21 protein-coding genes are annotated in these 20,132 nt (G+C 38.9%); 18 read left to right on the top strand and 3 right to left on the bottom strand.

Features of this window, described 5'->3' with window-relative positions; translation table 11 throughout:
- Positions 1-441 (top strand): YadA C-terminal domain-containing protein (locus tag A8M50_RS06760; RefSeq protein WP_173645656.1); only part of this gene is annotated, 441 nt, incomplete at its 5' end.
- 129 nt (positions 442-570) lie between these two features.
- Here A8M50_RS06760 and rdgC read toward each other — a convergent pair.
- Complete coding sequence (gene rdgC / locus A8M50_RS06765) at positions 571-1,479, bottom strand: recombination-associated protein RdgC (protein WP_005647071.1); 909 nt, start codon at positions 1,477-1,479, stop codon at positions 571-573.
- A gap of 65 nt (positions 1,480-1,544) precedes the next feature.
- On the opposite strand from rdgC, the gene proC reads away from it, so the two are divergent.
- The 13 genes from proC (at position 1,545) to A8M50_RS06830 (ending at position 15,273) form a co-directional block, all read left to right on the top strand.
- Entirely contained in the window at positions 1,545-2,360 is an 816-nt protein-coding gene (gene proC / locus A8M50_RS06770) for a pyrroline-5-carboxylate reductase (RefSeq protein WP_005646990.1), read from the top strand.
- Positions 2,360-3,526 (top strand): 3-phenylpropionate MFS transporter, encoded by a 1,167-nt coding sequence (locus A8M50_RS06775; RefSeq protein ID WP_005647078.1) that lies wholly within the window; start codon positions 2,360-2,362, stop codon positions 3,524-3,526. Before proC ends, A8M50_RS06775 begins: the two co-directional genes overlap by 1 nt.
- Positions 3,527-3,556: 30 nt before the next feature.
- The gene (gene xerD / locus A8M50_RS06780; protein WP_005636429.1) at positions 3,557-4,450 is read left to right on the top strand and encodes a site-specific tyrosine recombinase XerD; all 894 of its coding nucleotides are present in this window, start codon (positions 3,557-3,559) and stop codon (positions 4,448-4,450) included.
- Between the two features lie 187 nt (positions 4,451-4,637).
- On the top strand, positions 4,638-6,275 hold the full coding sequence (pyrG, locus tag A8M50_RS06785) for a glutamine hydrolyzing CTP synthase (protein ID WP_005636432.1): 1,638 nt from the start codon (positions 4,638-4,640) through the stop codon (positions 6,273-6,275).
- 190 nt (positions 6,276-6,465) lie between these two features.
- A complete protein-coding gene (eno, locus tag A8M50_RS06790) occupies positions 6,466-7,776 on the top strand; it encodes a phosphopyruvate hydratase (protein WP_005635098.1) in 1,311 nt (436 codons plus the stop codon).
- Between the two features lie 83 nt (positions 7,777-7,859).
- Positions 7,860-8,279: a DUF2251 domain-containing protein gene (locus A8M50_RS06795; RefSeq protein WP_005636440.1), complete on the top strand. Its 420-nt coding sequence runs from the start codon at positions 7,860-7,862 to the stop codon at positions 8,277-8,279.
- A gap of 12 nt (positions 8,280-8,291) precedes the next feature.
- A complete protein-coding gene (locus A8M50_RS06800) occupies positions 8,292-8,873 on the top strand; it encodes a DUF1190 domain-containing protein (protein WP_005647048.1) in 582 nt (193 codons plus the stop codon).
- Positions 8,874-10,055: a glutathionylspermidine synthase family protein gene (locus A8M50_RS06805; protein WP_005646906.1), complete on the top strand. Its 1,182-nt coding sequence runs from the start codon at positions 8,874-8,876 to the stop codon at positions 10,053-10,055. It begins immediately after the preceding gene.
- Positions 10,056-10,323: 268 nt separating this feature from the next.
- Positions 10,324-11,178 (top strand): formate transporter FocA, encoded by an 855-nt coding sequence (gene focA, locus A8M50_RS06810; RefSeq protein ID WP_005647050.1) that lies wholly within the window; start codon positions 10,324-10,326, stop codon positions 11,176-11,178.
- Positions 11,179-11,219: 41 nt separating this feature from the next.
- The gene (gene pflB, locus A8M50_RS06815) at positions 11,220-13,532 is read left to right on the top strand and encodes a formate C-acetyltransferase (RefSeq protein ID WP_005647128.1); all 2,313 of its coding nucleotides are present in this window, start codon (positions 11,220-11,222) and stop codon (positions 13,530-13,532) included.
- An 80-nt stretch (positions 13,533-13,612) separates the two neighbouring features.
- Positions 13,613-13,903, top strand: coding sequence for a putative quinol monooxygenase (locus tag A8M50_RS06820; protein WP_005647085.1), 291 nt, complete (start codon positions 13,613-13,615; stop codon positions 13,901-13,903).
- 115 nt (positions 13,904-14,018) lie between these two features.
- On the top strand, positions 14,019-14,759 hold the full coding sequence (gene pflA, locus A8M50_RS06825) for a pyruvate formate lyase 1-activating protein (protein ID WP_005647113.1): 741 nt from the start codon (positions 14,019-14,021) through the stop codon (positions 14,757-14,759).
- Between the two features lie 31 nt (positions 14,760-14,790).
- Complete coding sequence (locus A8M50_RS06830; protein ID WP_005647108.1) at positions 14,791-15,273, top strand: surface-adhesin E family protein; 483 nt, start codon at positions 14,791-14,793, stop codon at positions 15,271-15,273.
- A gap of 45 nt (positions 15,274-15,318) precedes the next feature.
- Here A8M50_RS06830 and dsbB read toward each other — a convergent pair whose 3' ends face one another.
- On the bottom strand, positions 15,319-15,852 hold the full coding sequence (gene dsbB / locus A8M50_RS06835) for a disulfide bond formation protein DsbB (protein ID WP_005635120.1): 534 nt from the start codon (positions 15,850-15,852) through the stop codon (positions 15,319-15,321).
- A gap of 9 nt (positions 15,853-15,861) precedes the next feature.
- Positions 15,862-17,406: a Na(+)/H(+) antiporter NhaB gene (nhaB, locus tag A8M50_RS06840; protein ID WP_005646897.1), complete on the bottom strand. Its 1,545-nt coding sequence runs from the start codon at positions 17,404-17,406 to the stop codon at positions 15,862-15,864.
- A gap of 125 nt (positions 17,407-17,531) precedes the next feature.
- On the opposite strand from nhaB, the gene fadR reads away from it, so the two are divergent.
- From fadR to ruvX, 4 genes are all read left to right on the top strand, one after another.
- Positions 17,532-18,257 carry a fatty acid metabolism transcriptional regulator FadR gene (gene fadR / locus A8M50_RS06845; protein ID WP_005647028.1) on the top strand — a complete coding sequence of 242 codons (726 nt, stop codon included), beginning with the start codon at positions 17,532-17,534 and terminating at the stop codon, positions 18,255-18,257.
- Positions 18,258-18,319: 62 nt separating this feature from the next.
- Positions 18,320-19,057 carry a 16S rRNA (uracil(1498)-N(3))-methyltransferase gene (rsmE, locus tag A8M50_RS06850; RefSeq protein WP_005646920.1) on the top strand — a complete coding sequence of 246 codons (738 nt, stop codon included), beginning with the start codon at positions 18,320-18,322 and terminating at the stop codon, positions 19,055-19,057.
- A complete protein-coding gene (locus A8M50_RS06855) occupies positions 19,054-19,614 on the top strand; it encodes a YqgE/AlgH family protein (RefSeq protein WP_032826618.1) in 561 nt (186 codons plus the stop codon). The genes rsmE and A8M50_RS06855 overlap by 4 nt, the downstream gene beginning before the upstream one ends.
- On the top strand, positions 19,614-20,039 hold the full coding sequence (gene ruvX / locus A8M50_RS06860) for a Holliday junction resolvase RuvX (RefSeq protein WP_005646895.1): 426 nt from the start codon (positions 19,614-19,616) through the stop codon (positions 20,037-20,039). Before A8M50_RS06855 ends, ruvX begins: the two co-directional genes overlap by 1 nt.
- Positions 20,040-20,132: the final 93 nt, after the last annotated feature.

The following is a 20,132-nucleotide window of genomic DNA, read 5'->3' on the forward strand; positions in this document are numbered from 1 at the left end:
TATACTAAGACTGAAAGCGACAGAAAACTAAATGCTAAAGCAAATGTAGCTGACGTATATAGTAAAACTGAAACCGATAATAAATTTGCATTAAAAGCGGATAATTCAGTTGTTAGAGCTCAGGCAGCAGATATTAGAAATTTACGTACCGATGTTAATGCTCATACAAAACGTCTTGATCATTTAGATAATAGAGTAAATAAACTTGATAAAGATCTTAAACGTGGTCTTGCTGCTCAAGCTGCTTTAACAGGTTTATTCCAACCATATACTGTGGGTAAAGCAAACTTTACAGCAGCTGTAGGTGGTTATAAATCTCAAACTGCAGTAGCGATTGGTACTGGTTATCGTTATAACCAAAACATTGCGACTAAAGCAGGGGTTGCATTTACACAAGGTGGCGGTGTAACTTATAACGCTGGTGTAAACTTTGAATGGTAATTAGATAACTAATTTTCCATAACAGAAAATAAATACCTGTTTTTGAGTAATATCAGAAACAGGTATTTTTATGGGCAAAGAATTTTTAGATATAAACTGAAAAGAGTGCGGTAAATTTGTAATATGATTTTACAGTCTAGTTTTTTCGCCACCAAATTCATCTAATAAATTTTCGGTGAGTTTGGCTAGAATACCAGTCATCAGTACAAAATCTGCATCGAAACGCTGTGCAAAATCTTCTTTCAGAATATCATCATTTTTTTCCCGTACACTATCTGCAAATTTTAAACGTTTGAGGGTGCAATCTTCGTTAAAAACGAAAGTTAAGGTGTCTTCCCATTCTAAAGCTAATTTACTTACTACTTTTTTACCATCTTGCAGAAGTGCGAGAATTTCTTCATTTTCTAAGGGTTGTTTTTTGCAACGGATAACGCTGTCTTCCTGGCTGCCACGAAGCTCGGCTTCTTCTAATGCAAGTAACCAATGCGGTAAGCTATCTTGAAGGATCCAATTGGTTAAAATCGTGCTGGGTTCATTAGCAAAGGCTAAAGGCACAACAGGAAGCGAACCTAAGGATTTACGGAGTAATGCGAGCGCATCTTCCGCGCGTTTACTCGATGCGGCATCAACATGAACAAGATTATTTTCTGTATCAATCCATAGCGCTGTATGGTGATTTTTACTAAACGCACGAGGTAATAAATTGATCACGACATCATCTTTTAATGTCTGTTTTTCTACCTTTTTAAGTTTGCGGTTTTCTTTTTGTTCAAGGCTTTCAATGCGTTCATCAAGTTCACGTTTGACCACGTTTGCCGGCAAGATTTTTTCTTCTTTTTTGGCGATTAATAGAATTTGTTTTCCAACAGAAAAATAGAGTAAGTCAGAACCTCTTAATGGAGCAGACCAACCAAATTTACTTTGATCTTGAGCACCGCAAGGATGGAATTGACAATCTTCCAGTTGAGTTTGTAGCTGTGCAAGATCCCAATCTAGCGGTTTAGTCAGCCTATAAGTCATTAAATTTTTGAACCACATCGTAACACTTCCTTCAATATAGGGTAGAATGTGCGGCATTATAGCCCATAAAAGTAGGAAAAACGATGCAACATAAATTGATTGCCTTTATTGGCGGCGGCAATATGGCGCAGGCTATTATTCTTGGATTATTGAAACAAGGTTATCCTGTCGAGCAAATTATTGTGAATGATCCGAATGAGGAAAAAAGAGCATTTTTTGCCAATCTTGGCGTGGAAACTTCAGAAAATAATGTGGAAAGTGTAATCAAAGCTGAGGTTGTGTTGCTTGCGGTAAAACCTCAAATGATGGCTGAAGTTTGTTCGTCACTAAGTGCGGTGGATTTTTCCGATAAATTATTAATTTCCATTGCTGCGGGTATTTCAACTGAACGCTTGAACGCATTAATTCCAAGTATAAAATCGATAGTACGCGTCATGCCAAATACGCCCGCATTGGTGGGGGAAGGCATGGCGGGTTTATTTGCACCGAAAAATACGAGCGAAAATCACCGCACTTTTGCACAAGATTTATTGGGTGCTGTGGGAAGAACGGTTTGGGTGGATGATGAAACTCAAATGCACGCAGTAACTGCCGCGTCAGGAAGTAGCCCTGCCTATTTCTTTTTAATGCTGGAAGCAATGCAGCAGGCCTTAATCAAAATGAATATTGATGAGAAAACTGCGCGTGAATTAGTGCAGCAATCCATGCTTGGTGCAGCAAAAATGGTGACCGAAAATCCGCAAATTGCGCTTTCAACTTTACGAGAAAATGTCACTTCGAAAGGTGGCACCACTGCGGCGGCGTTAGCGGTATTTGACGCACAACATTTTAATCAAACTATAGAGCAAGCTATGCAGGCTTGTTTGTCTCGTTCACAAGAAATGGAAACTTTATTCTGATGCAAGTTCGTCCTTTTTATTGGCTCGCCCTGAGCTTTCTAGGTTACTACTGCGCTTATGGCGTATTTTTGCCGTTCTTCCCAGCATGGTTGAAATCACAACAATATGGCGAAGAAATGATTGGTTTGGTGATCGGGAGTGCTTATATTTTCCGATTTGCGGGCGGATTATTTTTTTCATCGTTAATTAAAAAAGCCAATCATATTATTATTTCCTTACGTCTGTTGGCATTAGCATCGGCCATTATTATGGCGGCAATGAGCTTAGTTGCGCATAATTTTTGGTTGTTGTTTATTGCTATTGGTTTATACGCCTCTGTGAATTCAGCGGGAATGCCGATTGGGGATTCGTTGGCATCCACTTGGCAACGACAAATAGGCTTGGATTACGGTAAAGTACGTTTAATTGGCTCTGCGGCCTTTATTCTTGGCGTAGTGGTGTTTGGTGGCATGATTGGCTGGGTTGGCGAGCAAAATATCGTGTGGATTTTAACCGCACTTTTATCCTTCTATACTATCATTCAGCTTTTAAAACCAACCATTCCCCCAAAAGATGAGATCCCTGAAGGCGGCGCTCAAAATAATATTGGTTTTATTGCGTTACTGAAAAATCCTATTACATTGAGAGTCATGATTGCAGTGGGGCTTATTCAAGGCTCTCATGCGGCTTATTATGTTTATAGCACAATTTATTGGACAAGCATTGGGATCTCCGTTTCTCAAACTAGCTTACTTTGGGGCATTGGGGTATTAGCAGAAATTGTATTATTTTTCTTTTCTCGTCGCTTATTTCAAAATATTTCTATCAGTGCGCTGCTTTATATTTCTGCGCTTGCGTGCATCGGACGCTGGGCTGTAATGGGATATATTGAAGATTTTTGGTTGATATTCTTATTGCAACTTATGCATAGTTTGACTTATGCCGTGTGCCATTATGCGATTGTTCGCTATATCACTACGCAACCGCAAAGTCATATTGCGAAGTTGCAAGGTTTGTATAATGGTTTATCGAATGGTGTGCTTATTGCCATTTTCACCGCGATTGCAGGTATGATTTATCCAATGTCGCCAGCGATGACATTTGTATTTATGAGTATTATTGCGGCGGCAGCATTTTTTGTGATTCCACGCAAATTAAATGCCTTTTTGATTGTTCAGCATAAATAGGACGCATCGATTTCCTTGTAGAGAAGTAATATGAAAAATCTTGCGCTCATTGATTTGTTTCTTAACGAATATTGGATTGAAAAAGGGCTTTCAGAAAATACCGTTCAATCTTATCGTTTGGATTTAACCGCACTTTGTGATTGGTTGGATAAAAACGACTTGTCTTTGGAAACCTTAGATGCTGTAGATTTACAAGGTTTTCTAGGTGAGCGCTTGGAGAAAGGTTACAAAGCCACGAGCACTGCGCGAATGTTAAGTGCAATGCGTAAACTTTTCCAATATTTATATCGGGAAAAATATCGAGTTGATGATCCAAGTGCGGTGCTAAGTTCGCCTAAATTACCCAGTCGCCTACCAAAATATTTAACTGAGCAACAAGTGTCAGATTTGCTCAATACGCCAGATGTGGAAGTGCCTTTGGAGCTGCGTGATAAAGCAATGTTAGAATTGCTTTATGCTACGGGGCTTCGTGTCACGGAGTTAGTTTCGCTTACGATTGAAAACATGAGTGTGCAACAAGGCGTGGTGCGAGTGATTGGTAAAGGAAACAAGGAACGTATTGTGCCAATGGGGGAAGAAGCTGCCTATTGGGTTCGTCAATTTATGCTTTATGGTCGCCCAGTGCTATTAAATGGGCAGAGTTCTGATGTTGTTTTTCCAAGTCAGCGTGCACAGCAAATGACTCGTCAAACTTTCTGGCATCGTGTAAAACATTATGCCATTCTGGCAGATATCGATGCTGATGCACTTTCCCCTCACGTTCTTCGCCATGCTTTTGCCACCCATTTAGTAAATCACGGTGCGGATTTACGCGTGGTGCAAATGTTGCTAGGGCATACAGATTTATCCACAACACAGATTTATACTCATGTGGCAAAAGAGAGATTGAAACGATTGCATGAAAGATTTCATCCTAGAGGATAGATAAATCTAATAAGGCTTTACATGCTAAATTGTGGTTTTCTAATTGAGTTCATTGACCAAATCAGGTAAACTACCGTCCCGTCTTTGATAGCTAGTTATCTTCGATTTTTGACCGCACTTTTGGTTGATTTTGTCTGTAAGATGATTAGCTATAATCATTTATATCCCAATACAGATTAGGTTCCCTATGGCTACAAATTATATTTTCGTCACTGGCGGTGTGGTTTCATCGTTAGGTAAAGGCATTGCGGCAGCATCATTGGCGGCAATTTTAGAAGCTCGCGGTTTAAACGTAACCATTATGAAATTAGATCCATATATTAATGTGGATCCAGGTACGATGAGCCCAACCCAACATGGGGAAGTTTTCGTTACACAAGATGGTGCTGAAACAGATTTAGACTTAGGTCACTATGAGCGTTTTATCCGCACGAAAATGACTAAACGTAATAACTTCACCACAGGTAAAATTTATTCTGAAGTATTACGTAAAGAGCGTCGTGGCGATTATCTTGGTGCAACAATTCAAGTGATTCCACATATCACCAATGAAATTAAAGATCGCGTCATTGCTGGTGCACAAGGTCATGACGTTGTGATTGTTGAAGTGGGAGGTACCGTTGGGGATATTGAATCACTCCCATTCTTAGAAGCATTACGTCAATTAGCCGTTCAAGTTGGTCGTGAACATACGTTATTTATGCACTTAACTTTAGTGCCTTATATTCCAACGGCGGGGGAAGTTAAAACTAAACCAACCCAACATTCTGTAAAAGAATTACTTTCTATTGGTATTCAACCTGATGTGTTGATTTGTCGTTCAGATCGTATGATTCCGCCAAATGAACGCGCGAAAATTGCTTTATTCTGTAACGTTCCAGAACGTGCAGTCATTTCATTAAAAGATGTAAATTCGATTTATCAAATCCCAGCATTATTAAAATCTCAAGGTTTAGATGATTTCGTCTGTGAACGTTTCCGTTTGACTTGCCCTGAAGCGGATCTGTCTGAATGGGAGCAAGTGCTTTACAAACAAGCCAATCCAGTGGGGGAAGTGACCATTGGCATGGTGGGTAAATATACTGAGTTACCCGATGCCTATAAATCTGTAAATGAAGCATTGAAGCATGCAGGTTTGACTAATCGTTTAAGCGTTAACATTAAATATATTGATTCCCAAGATGTTGAAACCAAAGGTGTTGAAGTATTAAAAGGCATTGATGGTATTCTTGTTCCAGGTGGATTCGGTTATCGTGGTGTGGAAGGTAAAATTCGTACCGCACAATATGCACGTGAAAACAAAATTCCTTACTTGGGCATTTGCTTAGGTATGCAGATCGCATTGATTGAATATGCACGTAATGTAGCGGGTTTAACTAAAGCTAACTCGTCCGAGTTTGATAAAGATTGTGAACAACCTGTGGTGGCATTAATCACGGAATGGCAAGATGCAGATGGTAATACAGAAGTGCGTACCGATGAATCTGATCTTGGTGGAACAATGCGTTTAGGCGCACAACAATGTCATTTGGTGTCAGGCAGCCGCGCTCGCGAGCTTTATGGAAAAGAAACCATTGAAGAGCGCCATCGTCATCGCTATGAAGTGAACAATACCTTGCTTCCACAAATTGAAAAAGCAGGATTGAAAGTAACGGGCTTATCTGCAGATAAAAAATTGGTAGAAATTATCGAAGTGCCAAATCATCCTTGGTTCGTCGCTTGCCAATTCCATCCAGAATTTACTTCTACGCCTCGTGATGGTCATCCGTTGTTTGCTGGGTTTGTAAAAGCAGCCTATGAAAATCACAAACAATCTGTGAAGTAATGGATTAAATTAGAGTAAAAAGAGCGGTGAGAAACAACGAATTTTTTCACCGCTCTTTTATTTTGTAAAAATAGATAAAGATCAAAGCATACGCATTTTTTACAAGACAAAATCTCAAAATAGCTTTATTATATCGCCTGTTTTAGGCTCGCCTAACCCGTTTTAATTAACTTAATTGAGGAAAATAAAAATGGCAAAAATCGTTAAAGTGATTGGTCGCGAAATCATCGACTCACGCGGTAATCCAACTGTTGAAGCTGAAGTTCACTTAGAAGGTGGTTTTGTTGGTTTAGCTGCGGCTCCATCTGGTGCATCAACTGGTTCTCGCGAAGCATTAGAATTGCGTGATGGTGACAAATCTCGTTTCTTAGGTAAAGGCGTATTAAAAGCTGTAGCAGCAGTAAATGGCCCAATTGCTGAAGCAATTCTTGGTAAAGATGCGTCTAACCAAGCTGAAATCGACCAAATCATGATCGATTTAGACGGAACCGAAAACAAATCTAACTTTGGTGCAAACGCAATCTTAGCGGTATCTTTAGCAAACGCAAAAGCAGCTGCAGCGTCTAAAGGTTTACCACTTTACGCTTACATCGCAGAACTTAACGGCACTCCAGGCGTTTACTCTATGCCATTACCAATGATGAACATCATCAACGGTGGTGAGCACGCAGATAACAACGTTGATATCCAAGAATTCATGATTCAACCAGTTGGGGCGAAAACATTACGCGAAGCACTTCGTATCGGTGCTGAAGTATTCCACAACCTTGCGAAAGTATTAAAATCTAAAGGCATGAGCACAGCAGTTGGTGACGAAGGTGGTTTCGCACCTAACTTAGCATCTAACGCAGATGCTTTAGCATGTATCAAAGAAGCAGTAGAAAAAGCAGGTTACGTATTAGGTAAAGACGTGACTTTAGCGATGGACTGCGCATCTTCTGAGTTCTACAACAAAGAAACTGGTAAATATGAAATGAAAGGCGAAGGCCGTTCATTCACTTCTCAAGAGTTCACACACTATCTTGAAGAATTAACTAAACAATACCCAATCGTGTCTATCGAAGATGGTCAAGATGAATCTGACTGGGAAGGTTTTGCATACCAAACTAAAGTGTTAGGCGACCGCGTTCAATTAGTGGGAGACGACTTATTCGTAACTAACACCAAAATCTTAAAAGAAGGTATCGAAAAAGGTATCGCAAACTCTATCTTAATCAAATTCAACCAAATCGGTTCTTTAACTGAAACTTTAGCAGCAATCAAAATGGCTAAAGATGCAGGTTACACCGCTGTGATCTCTCACCGTTCAGGTGAAACCGAAGATGCAACCATCGCTGATTTAGCGGTTGGTACAGCAGCAGGTCAAATCAAAACTGGTTCTATGAGCCGTTCTGACCGTATTGCTAAATACAACCAATTAATCCGTATCGAAGAAGCATTAGAACGCGCAGGTACTCCAGCAGCATTCCCAGGCTTAAAAGCGGTTAAAGGTCAAGCGTAATTCACGCTGAATTTACTGTAAAATCTCACCGCACTTTGTATAAAAGTGCGGTGTTTTTATATCTAATATTTAAAGGAAAGGGAATGTTACATTTAACTTTAGAGGACGAACTCTTTTTAGGAACGCCAAAGCAAGTGGGAACGCATTCTACGGTATTTGAGCATTTTGCTGTAATGTTTGAAGATGACGGCGAAACAGGCTATTTTTATGCACTTGATATGCGTCAAAATGCTCAACCGATAGTTGATATGTTGCACGTGTATAATGTTGATTCAACCTCTAATCATCATGAGGCTCGTAAACTTGAAATTTGTTGGGATGAGAGTGGTTATTTAGCCTTATTGCTTATTAATGGCTATCCTCATGCCGTATTTGATTTTGCCCGTTTAGTCGGCTATAACAGCAATAAATATCCACAACCAGATTTAATGAGTATGTGGACTCGTGAAGAAATTACTAATAAACAGGCCGAGCAATGGCTAGGCGTAAAAACCATTCGATAAAAATTGAGAACAATGAAAAAGAAAAATCAGATTTTAGTTAGTTTATCTATTGTGGCCTTATTAGGAGGCTGTTCAGAAGAACAAGTACAACGTGATGTGTATCAGTCTTTAGACGATTGTTTAGCGGATTGGAAAAAAATTGAGCTTTGTGAGGCAGATAAAAATACTGACAGTACTCAGAAAACTGAAACCACACCACAGCAGGGGCTTGGTTTAAATATTCGTGATAACGGTAATGCAGAAAGTGCGGTAAAAAATCCAGCTGAAAATAATGCACAAGCTAATCAAAGCGAGAACAACGCTGAATCAACTGCAAAAGCTGAAAGTACCGATCCTTCTTTAGGGGCTGCGATTGCTGGTGGCGTTATGGGGTATATGGCGGCTCGTGCAATTAGTAGTTTCCTTGGTCCAAGCTATCATCCTGGAAATCGAGCTGTCACCACACCAACAGGGCAAGTTGTGCAACCGCAAACGAATCGTTCTGTTGGAAAACCAATGCTTGTGAAAGGAAATGCAGGAAGCATGAATAGCAAACCTGTATCTCGCGGTGGTTTTAGTAGCCCAAATAATACTAATCGTAGCAGTGGGGGCTAAATGAAACGTGTAACCGGGTTTCCTACTCGACCAGATATGGTGCAACAGCTACTTAATGTTGGATTTGATTATTATAACTTGCCTTCCAGCGATGGATCTCATTATTGGTCTGATAATGTCGCCTATGAATTTACCTTAGCGGAAATTGATCGCATTGAGGATACAACTAATGAATTGCATTCAATGTGTTTAGATTTTGCGGCGGATGAAATTAAAAAAGGCGATTATGAAAATTATCGTTTTACGGAGTTGCAAAAACAGCTTATTGAAACCTCTTGGCGTAATCAAGATCCTTATTTATATGGACGCTTTGATTTTGGCTATGATGGCGACAGCCTTAAAATGTTTGAATATAACGCCGATACGCCAACATCCTTGTTGGAAGCTGCGGTTGTTCAATGGCAGTGGTTGGAGCAAATTGAGGGCTTGAAACATCGTGATCAATTTAACTGGATTCATGAAGAATTAATAAAACATTTCCAATTTTTGAAACAACAAAGTGGTAAAACAGATTTCCATTTGAGTGCCATGCAAGATGCTGGCCGTGAAGATTGGGGCAATGTGGATTATTTAGCTGATGTGGCTTATAACGCAGGTTGGAATATTCATCAATTAGCGGTGGAAGATATTGGCTATAACAGTGAAACAAAAAAATTTGTAGATTTAAATGACCAACCTATTGAAATGTTATTTAAATTGTATCCGCTGGAATGGTTAAGCCACGCTGAGTTTGCTCGCCATATTACGACGGCTTCAACACGATTTATTGAGCCTGCGTGGAAAATGTTGTTAAGTAATAAAGCGCTATTGGCAAAACTTTGGGCACGTTATCCTAATCATCCGAATTTATTGCCAGCTTATTTTACGCCCTTTGAATTACCAAAAGATTTATCAATGTGGGTGAAAAAACCATTGTTAGGTCGAGAAGGTGCCAATGTCTTCTATTATGAGAAAAACAATGGCGTAGAATTTGCAGCGAAAGGAAGCGAACACTCTACGTTTTATGGTAATTCAGGTTATGTTTATCAACAAAAATTTGAATTGCCTAGTTTTGATGGAATGTATCCAATTATCGGCTCTTGGGTTGTGGGTGATGTGGCTTGCGGTATGGGATTACGCGAAGATTTTACTGCAGTTACGGGTAATGATAGCCATTTTATACCTCATTATTTTGTACCTTAATGTGTCCTGAGTATTACTAAAATAACCAAAAAATAAACCGCACTTTTGTCTTTTTTGATAAAAGTGCGGTTTATTTTTTGTGGATTTTATCTAACCAGAAATGTGTATAGCGTATTTTCTTTGACAAATCTTGTAAAAAATCAAATTTTGTTGAGATAAATAGTGGATTTCTTGCAATGGATTTTTAAGGGAGTAAAATAGCTTTTGGTTGTAGAAGTACCCTAGAAGTATTATAAATTAAATTACTATTTCTGTTTGGAGTTACATTATGGCATCAGAAAATCTAAATCAATCTTCTGTTGCTCTCACACCAGTTGAAGCAACGGATTATGCAGAAAATGTGGGTGCGTATAAAGCGCAAAAACGTCCATTTTTATCATTTATGTCTGGCATTAACGCCGGAGCTTGTATTGCCTTAGCATTTGTATTTTACACGACAACACAAGCTGCTAGTGCCGGAGCACCTTGGGGGCTGACCAAGTTAGTGGGTGGGTTAGTATTCTCATTAGGTGTGATTATGGTGGTAATTCTGGGCTCTGAATTATTCACTTCTTCTACTTTAACTTTAGTCGCCCGAGTGGGCGATAGAATCACTACGACACAAATGATTCGAAATTGGATCGTGGTGTATTTAGGCAACTTCGTTGGTGGTTTATTTATTGCGGCTGTTATTTGGTTTGGTGGACAAACAATGGCAGCAAATGGCCAATGGGGTTTAACAATTCTTGCAACCGCCCAACATAAAATTCATCACACGTGGTTTGAAGCTTTTAACCTAGGTATTTTATGTAACATTATGGTGTGTGTGGCGGTTTGGATGTCTTATTCTGGTAAGACTGTTACAGACAAAGCATTTATTATGATTATGCCGATTGGTTTGTTTGTTGCGTCAGGATTTGAACACTGTGTGGCTAATATGTTTATGATTCCGATGGGAATTATTACCGCACATTTTAGTACTCCTGAATTTTGGCAACAAATCGGCGTTGATCCGATGAAATACGCAGATTTAGATTTGTATCATTTCATTGTGAAGAATTTAATCCCTGTAACGTTAGGAAATATTGTCGGCGGGGCAATTTGTATTGGTGTATTCCAACGTTATTTAACCAAAACGCATTAAAGATTTATTTACTTATTTATTAATTAACAAAGGAAATGACTATGTCAGAACTTAATGAAGCGCAAAAATTAGCGTGGGCTGGTTTTACTGGTGGTGATTGGCAAGAAAATGTCAATGTACGTGACTTTATCCAAAAAAACTACACCCCATATGAAGGTGATGATTCTTTCTTAGCGGGTCCAACTGAAGCGACAACAAAACTTTGGGAGACCGTAATGGAAGGAATCAAAGTTGAAAACCGTACACATGCGCCATTAGATTTTGACGAGCATACGCCTTCAACAATTACTTCTCACGCACCAGGTTACATTAACAAAGATTTAGAAAAAATCGTTGGTCTTCAAACTGATGAGCCTTTAAAACGTGCCATTATGCCATTTGGTGGTATCAAAATGGTGGAAGGTTCTTGTAAAGTTTATGGTCGTGAACTTGATCCAAAAGTGAAAAAAATCTTCACTGAATACCGTAAAACACATAACCAAGGTGTATTCGATGTTTATACGCCAGATATTTTACGTTGCCGTAAATCTGGTGTATTAACTGGTCTTCCAGATGCTTATGGTCGTGGCCGTATCATCGGTGACTACCGTCGTGTAGCACTTTACGGTGTAGACTTCTTAATGAAAGATAAATACGCACAATTCTCTTCTTTACAAAAAGACTTAGAAGAGGGTGTAAATCTTGAAGCAACTATCCGTTTACGTGAAGAAATCGCAGAACAACACCGTGCATTAGGCCAATTAAAACAAATGGCTGCAAGCTATGGTTATGATATTTCTAACCCAGCAACTAATGCTCAAGAAGCAATTCAATGGATGTACTTTGCTTATCTTGCTGCAATCAAATCACAAAATGGTGCGGCAATGTCATTCGGTCGTACTGCAACCTTTATCGATATCTATATCGAACGTGATTTACAAGCAGGTAAAATTACTGAAACTGAAGCGCAAGAATTAGTTGACCACTTAGTCATGAAACTCCGTATGGTTCGTTTCTTACGTACACCTGAATACGATCAATTATTCTCTGGTGACCCAATGTGGGCAACAGAAACCATAGCGGGTATGGGGTTAGACGGTCGTACATTAGTAACCAAAAATACATTCCGTATTTTACACACTCTTTACAACATGGGTACTTCTCCAGAACCAAACTTAACCATTCTTTGGTCTGAACAATTACCTGAAAACTTCAAACGTTTCTGTGCGAAAGTATCGATTGATACCTCATCAGTTCAATACGAAAATGATGATTTAATGCGTCCAGACTTCAACAATGATGACTACGCAATCGCATGTTGTGTATCACCAATGGTTGTGGGTAAACAAATGCAATTCTTCGGTGCGCGTGCAAACTTAGCGAAAACATTGTTATACGCAATCAACGGCGGTATCGATGAAAAATTAGGTATGCAAGTAGGCCCGAAAACTGCACCAATTACTGATGAAGTATTAGATTTCGATACAGTAATGACTCGTATGGACAGCTTTATGGATTGGTTGGCCAAACAATATGTGACTGCCTTAAACGTAATCCACTATATGCACGATAAATATTCATACGAAGCAGCATTAATGGCATTACATGATCGTGATGTATACCGTACCATGGCTTGTGGTATCGCAGGTCTTTCTGTTGCGGCTGACTCACTTTCAGCAATCAAATATGCGAAAGTTAAACCAGTTCGTGGCGACATCAAAGATAAAGATGGCAATGTTGTTGCAACTAACGTAGCAATCGACTTTGAAATCGAAGGTGAATATCCACAATATGGTAACAATGATAACCGTGTTGATGACATCGCTTGTGACTTAGTTGAACGTTTCATGAAGAAAATTCAAAAACTTAAAACTTACCGCAATGCAGTGCCTACACAATCTGTATTAACCATTACTTCTAACGTGGTTTATGGTAAGAAAACGGGTAACACCCCTGATGGTCGTCGTGCTGGTGCGCCATTCGGACCTGGTGCGAACCCAATGCACGGTCGTGACCAAAAAGGTGCGGTAGCATCATTAACTTCTGTGGCTAAACTTCCATTTGCTTATGCGAAAGATGGTATTTCTTATACCTTCTCAATCGTACCAAATGCGTTAGGTAAAGATGCAGAAGCACAACGCCGCAATCTTGCTGGCTTAATGGATGGTTACTTCCACCATGAAGCAACAGTAGAGGGTGGTCAACACTTAAACGTGAACGTGTTAAACCGTGAAATGTTGTTAGATGCAATGGAAAATCCGGATAAATATCCACAATTGACTATCCGTGTATCTGGTTACGCAGTACGTTTCAACTCTTTAACCAAAGAGCAACAACAAGACGTCGTAACTCGTACATTTACCGAGTCTTTCTAAGTAAATAAAATTATGTTTTAATATAAACCACTCACAGACTAGTTTTGTGAGTGGTTTATTTTTATATAGGAGAGCAAATTATGCTAACAGTTATTGCCCAATTTTCAGTAAAAGCGGACAAAATTAATGATTTTCTAGCCCAATGCCAAGAATTAATTAAGCATACTCGTCAAGAAACAGGATGCGTATCTTATGAATTACAACAAAATAGCGAACAAGCTAATCATTATGTTTTTATTGAGCAATGGAAAAGCAAAGCCGATTTAGAACAACATTTTGCAACGCCACACTTTACCTCAATTGTACCTGTATTGGTCGAGTATTGTGAACAAGCGCCAGTGGTGCAAACTTTTCAAAAAGTCAGCGAATAATGACCGCACTTTGATAAATATATTTTAATTATGAGCCTGATTTAAATCAGGCTCATTTTTTATAAACTAAATCTTTGGTAAAATTTAGCTATATCTAGTTTTAGGAAATTTATGTATGTCAGTTCTTGGACGAATTCACTCTTTTGAATCCTGTGGCACTGTAGATGGGCCAGGTATTCGTTTTATTTTATTTATGCAAGGCTGCTTAATGCGCTGCAAATATTGCCACAATCGTGATACTTGGGATCTTGAAGGTGGTAAAGAAATCAGTGTTGAGGATTTAATGAAAGAAGTAGTGACTTACCGCCATTTTATGAATGCGACTGGCGGAGGTGTCACGGCATCTGGTGGTGAGGCTGTGTTACAAGCAGAGTTTGTGCGTGATTGGTTCCGTGCTTGTAAAGCAGAAGGGATTAATACTTGCTTAGATACAAATGGTTTTGTACGTCATTATGATCATATTATTGATGAATTATTAGATGTAACAGATCTTGTTTTACTCGATTTAAAAGAGCTTAATGATCAAGTTCATCAAAATCTTATTGGGGTACCAAATAAACGTACTCTTGAATTTGCAAAATATTTGCAAAAACGTCATCAACGTACATGGATTCGTTATGTTGTTGTTCCTGGTTATACCGATAGCGATCACGATGTGCATTTATTAGGTCAATTTATTGAAGGTATGACCAATATTGAAAAAGTTGAACTTCTTCCTTATCATCGATTAGGTGCGCATAAATGGAAAACCCTTGGGTTAGATTATGAGCTTGAAGATGTATTACCGCCAACCAAAGAATCGTTAGAGCATATTAAAACAATCCTAGAAGGTTATGGGCACACTGTAAAATTTTAGAATGAATGTCAGATAACATAAGGAGTAAATAATGAAAAAAATTATTTTAACATTATCACTTGGGCTACTTACTGCCTGTTCTGCTCAAACTCAAAAGGCTGAACAAAATGATGTGAAGCTGACACCGCCGACTGATGTGCGAAGCGGATATGTACGTTTAGTGAAGAATGCAAATTATTACATCGATAGTGAATCTATTTGGGTGGATAACCAAGAGCCACAAATTGTACATTTTGATGCAGTGGTGAATTTAGATAAGGGATTGTATGTTTATCCTGAGCCTAAACGTTATGCACGTTCTGTTCGTCAGTACAAGATTTTGAATTGTGCAAATTATCATTTAACTCAAGTGCGAACTGATTTCTATGATGAGTTTTGGGGACAGGGTTTACGTGCAGCACCTAAAAAGCAAAAGAAACATACGTTAAGTTTAACACCTGATACAACGCTTTATAATGCTGCTCAGATTATTTGTGCGAATTATGGCAGAGGACAGCCTTCAGTTAAAAAATAACAAAATCTCGCGAATAAAAAATACGGTGAAATTTCACCGTATTTTTTAATTAAATATTCTTCTTTGTTTTCGTGTTTTGACTACTTGCACTATTAATAATAAAGCAAGAATTATCACATATACTGCAAAAATAAATACCAACCATTGCACCATCGTCACACCGAATAATGACCATTGACTTTCGTTACAAGAGCCGGTCGGGCTAAACATAAATGGAAACCATTGGTGAAACGGTAAAGTTTCAGGAAAGTTTGGAATAAATTCACATTGTTTCCAAGGGGCTGGATTCATTTGTAAATCAAGATGACGGAATGAAACCAATAATCCCTTAATCCCACTGAATAAGCCTAATGCCAAAGCGATTAATCGAATGATTAAAGCGCGAGGTTGAAGTAAACCTATAATGCCCGCAATAAATAACCCAATTATTGCTAAACGTTCATACACGCAAAGTACGCAAGGTTGTAATCCCATTCCATATTGGAAGTAAAGTGCGGTGGATTCTAGTGCTAAACTTGAGAATGCCAGCAGGAACCAAGCAGAACGTTTTTCAGAAAATCGTTTTAAAAGTGCGAGCATTTCTTCTCCTTAGATTGGTAAAATCAAGCCTAAACTTGCTAGCCAAATAGTGGCGGCTGGTAAGATAAATTCAATAGCTAGTAAACCAATGAGTGAAAGTACAATCGTGTAAGGTAAAGCCATATAAACCATTCTTCCGTAAGAAAGACGAATTAATGGCGCTAGCGATGAAGTCAATAAGAACAAGAATGCGGCTTGTCCATTTGGAGTTGCGACTGACGGCAAGTTTGTACCTGTATTGATTGCAACAGAGAGCAATTCAAATTGGTGCGGAGCAATTACGCCATTCGTTAATGCCGCTTTGGCTTCATTGATGTAAACCGTTGCGACGAATACGTTATCAGAGATAGAAGAAAGCAAGCCGTTAAATACATAGAATAAGGCAAGCTGTGTATTTTCTTCTGAAGAAAGAACGAAGTGAATGATTGGCGCAAAAAGTTTTTGATCAATAATTACGGCAACCACTGAGAAGAATACCACGAGCAATGCAGTGAAAGGCAAGGATTCTTGGAATGCTTTACCGATAGTGTGTTCGTCAGTCACACCAGTGAATGCAGTGGCAAAAATGATGATACTTAAACCAATTAAGCCTACCGCCGCGAGATGGAACGCCAATCCAAGAATTAACCAAATTGCGATTAACGCTTGGATGCCTAATTTGATTTTGTCTTGTTTAGACATTTTCTCTGAATTAGTGCGGTCTAAATCTGACAAGATTTTCCATACATCTTCAGGTAACTTTTCACCATAACCAAATAATTTGAATTTTTCGACTAGGAAGCAAGTGAGTAATCCGCAGATAAATACTGGAACAGTAACTGGCGCCATGCGGAAGAAAAATTCGATGAAGTTCCATTTGGCTTGTTCGGCAATGATTAAGTTTTGTGGTTCACCCACCATTGTCATCACACCACCAAGTGCGGTTCCGACGCCAGCATGCATCATCAAACTACGTAAGAATGAACGGAATTTTTCTAAGGTTTCGTGATGTTGTGTTTCAATTTTTCCATCATCAGCAATATCAACGGCATCAATTAAATTATTACCTGATGCGACTTTGTGGTAAACGCCATAGAATCCCATTGCTACGCTGATAATTACGGCAACAACCGTTAATGCATCAAGGAAGGCTGATAGGAAGGCTGCGCTAAAACAGAAAGCTAAAGAAAGCGCAATTTTTGAACGAATCTTGACAAGTAATTTCGTGAATACGTAAAGAAGCAGTTGTTTCATGAAGAAAATCCCTGCCACCATGAACATTAATAGCAATACGACTTCAAAGTTTGCCATAATTTCTGTTTTTACGTGTTCTACGTTAGTCATCCCTATAATAATCGCTTCAATTGCTAATAAGCCACCGGGTTGCAATGGATAGCATTTTAATGCCATTGCTAGCGTAAAAATGAATTCAGCAACGAGCAACCAACCCGCAAGAAAGGGGCTGATAAAAAAGAAAATAATTGGATTAACAATGAGAAAAACGACAATAGCGAGTTTGTACCAATTTGGGCTTGCTCCAAGAAAGTTTTTCATAAAGGCTTGTGTGTTTGTCATAAAGTACTCCATTATTTTTTATTGCGCTAACATTGTAATATATCCCCCTTTAAAGGATAATAAAAAGTGAGTAATTTTTTTATAAAATTGCATTTTTTTTTGATTTTTATCTGATTTTTTAATTTATGCAACATGATAATGACATTTTGAAAGCCCAAAGCCCCGCCGCTTTAGCTGAAGAATATATAGTGAAAAGCATTTGGCAAGATGTTTTCCCCGCGGGCAGCAATTTACCCTCAGAGCGTGATTTGGCTGATAAGATTGGTGTAACTCGTACAACTTTACGTGAAGTTTTACAACGTTTGGCTCGAGATGGTTGGTTGACGATTCAGCACGGTAAACCCACAAAAGTAAATAATATTTGGGACACGGCAGGGCCGAATATTATTGAAACGCTAATCGGTTTAGATATGCAGTCAGCACCCTTGATTATTGACAATATGTTGTCTCTACGCAGTAAAATGTCTGAATCTTATATTTATGAGGCAGTAAAAAATTCTCCAGAGCAATCTGCCGCACTTTTTGCTGAATTAGATCAATTACAAAATACGGCGCAAGATTACACAGAATTTGATTACAAATTATTTCGTCAATTTACCGTAGTGGCTAACAAACCCTTTTATCGTTTAATTTTTAATAGTTTGAAAGGGGTTTACCAACGAATTGGTTTTTTATTTTTTAAAGAAGAAAAACACCGAGAACTTACAAAAACATTCTATTTAGAAATGCAACAAATTTGCCTTGCGGGAAATGCGGATGCGGTGGTGGATTGTATTCGTAAACACAATTTACGTTCTTCAACTTATTGGAAAACTATTCTAGAGCGATTACCGCAGAACCTTTCGGATTAATTTCAACATCAAAAGTGCGGTGAAGTTTAACCGCACTTTTTTCATTAATATAGATAAACATTATGCGCATACCAAGAATTTATCATCCTGAATCCCTTGAAAATCAAACTCAATGTCAGCTTTCAGATGACGCGGCAAACCATGTAGGGCGCGTGTTAAGAATGACAGAAGGCGAGCAAGTTGAGCTCTTTGATGGTTCTAATCATATTTATCCAGCCAAAATTATTGAGTCAAATAAAAAAGCTGTAAAGGTAGAGATTTTGGGGCGTGAGCTGGCGGATAAAGAATCCAATTTAAAAATTCATTTGGGACAAGTGATTTCTCGCGGAGAGCGAATGGAATTTACCATTCAAAAATCGGTGGAATTGGGTGTGAATGTGATTACGCCATTATGGTCAGAACGCTGTGGCGTAAAGCTTGATGGCGAACGCATGGATAAAAAAATCCAACAATGGCAAAAAATTGCGATTGCTGCTTGTGAACAGTGTGGCCGTAATATTGTGCCGGAGATTCGTCCACTGATGAAATTACAAGATTGGTGTGCAGAAAATGACGAAGCATTGAAATTAAATTTACATCCACGCGCGCAATATTCTATTAAAACGTTACCAAATATTCCCGTTGAAGGTGTCCGCTTATTAATTGGCTCAGAAGGTGGATTATCTGCACAAGAAATTGCACAAACTGAACAGCAAGGATTTACTGAAATTTTATTAGGAAAGCGTGTTTTGCGTACTGAAACTGCATCGCTTGCGGCGATTAGTGCACTACAAATTTGTTTTGGAGATTTAGGTGAATGATGGAGTTACAAGGGAAATTTTTGATCGCGATGCCACATTTAGATGATTATTTTAATCGTACAGTGGTGTTTATGTGCGAGCATAATGAGCAAGGTTCTATGGGGTTAGTGATTAATCAGCCAACAGATTTAAGCATTGCGGAACTTTATTCAAAACTCAATTTTATGATGAAAAATGACCGCACTTTTAGCAATGAAATGGTGGTAGCGGGTGGCCCTATGCATAGCGAAAGAGGTTTTATTCTACATAAGAATACACCTAATGAATTCCAGCATACTTATAAAATCACGGATGATCTTTCAATGACAACCTCTGCTGATGTGATAGAGACGCTAGGTTCTGAACTTGCGCCAGAAAAATATCTTATCGCTCTTGGGTGCTCTAGCTGGGAGGCTGGGCAATTAGAAAAAGAAATCACTGATAATGCTTGGTTAGTCGCTACTGCGAACGATCAGATTTTATTCGATATGCCTTATGATGAGCGCTATGTTGCGGCGAATCAATTGCTTGGTATTTACCCACATAATTTTGTGTTTGCACAAGTGGGGCATAGCTAATGGGGATTACTGCACTTGCTTTTGATTTTGGTACCAAAAGTATTGGCTGTGCTGTAGGGCAAAGTATTACTGGCACCGCTCAAGCCTTGCCTGCTTTTAAGGCGCAAGATGGTATTCCAAACTGGGATGCCATCGAAAAATGCTTGAAAGAATGGAAACCAGATGTTGTCGTTGTTGGTTTGCCTTTAAATATGGATGGAACAGAACAAGATCTCACTTTGCGTGCACGTAAGTTTGCGAATCGTTTACAAGGTCGTTTTGGCGTTAATGTTCAGTTGCAAGATGAACGTCTAACAACAACGGAGGCACGCAGTGAAATTTTTGACAGAGGCGGTTTTCGTGCCTTAAAAAAAGGCAAAGTAGATGGGATCTCTGCTTGTTTGATTCTAGAAAGTTGGTTTGAGGTTGCAGAATACTCCGAATAAAAAAAGCCCTTTCAAAAGCTGAAAGGGCAAAAATATTTGGAGTCATACTATGAGTTGTTGAATTAACAAATCAGGTATGTGGCGCATTATAAT

Source organism: Haemophilus haemolyticus, assembly GCF_001679045.1.
In the GTDB taxonomy this organism is placed as follows: domain Bacteria; phylum Pseudomonadota; class Gammaproteobacteria; order Enterobacterales; family Pasteurellaceae; genus Haemophilus; species Haemophilus haemolyticus.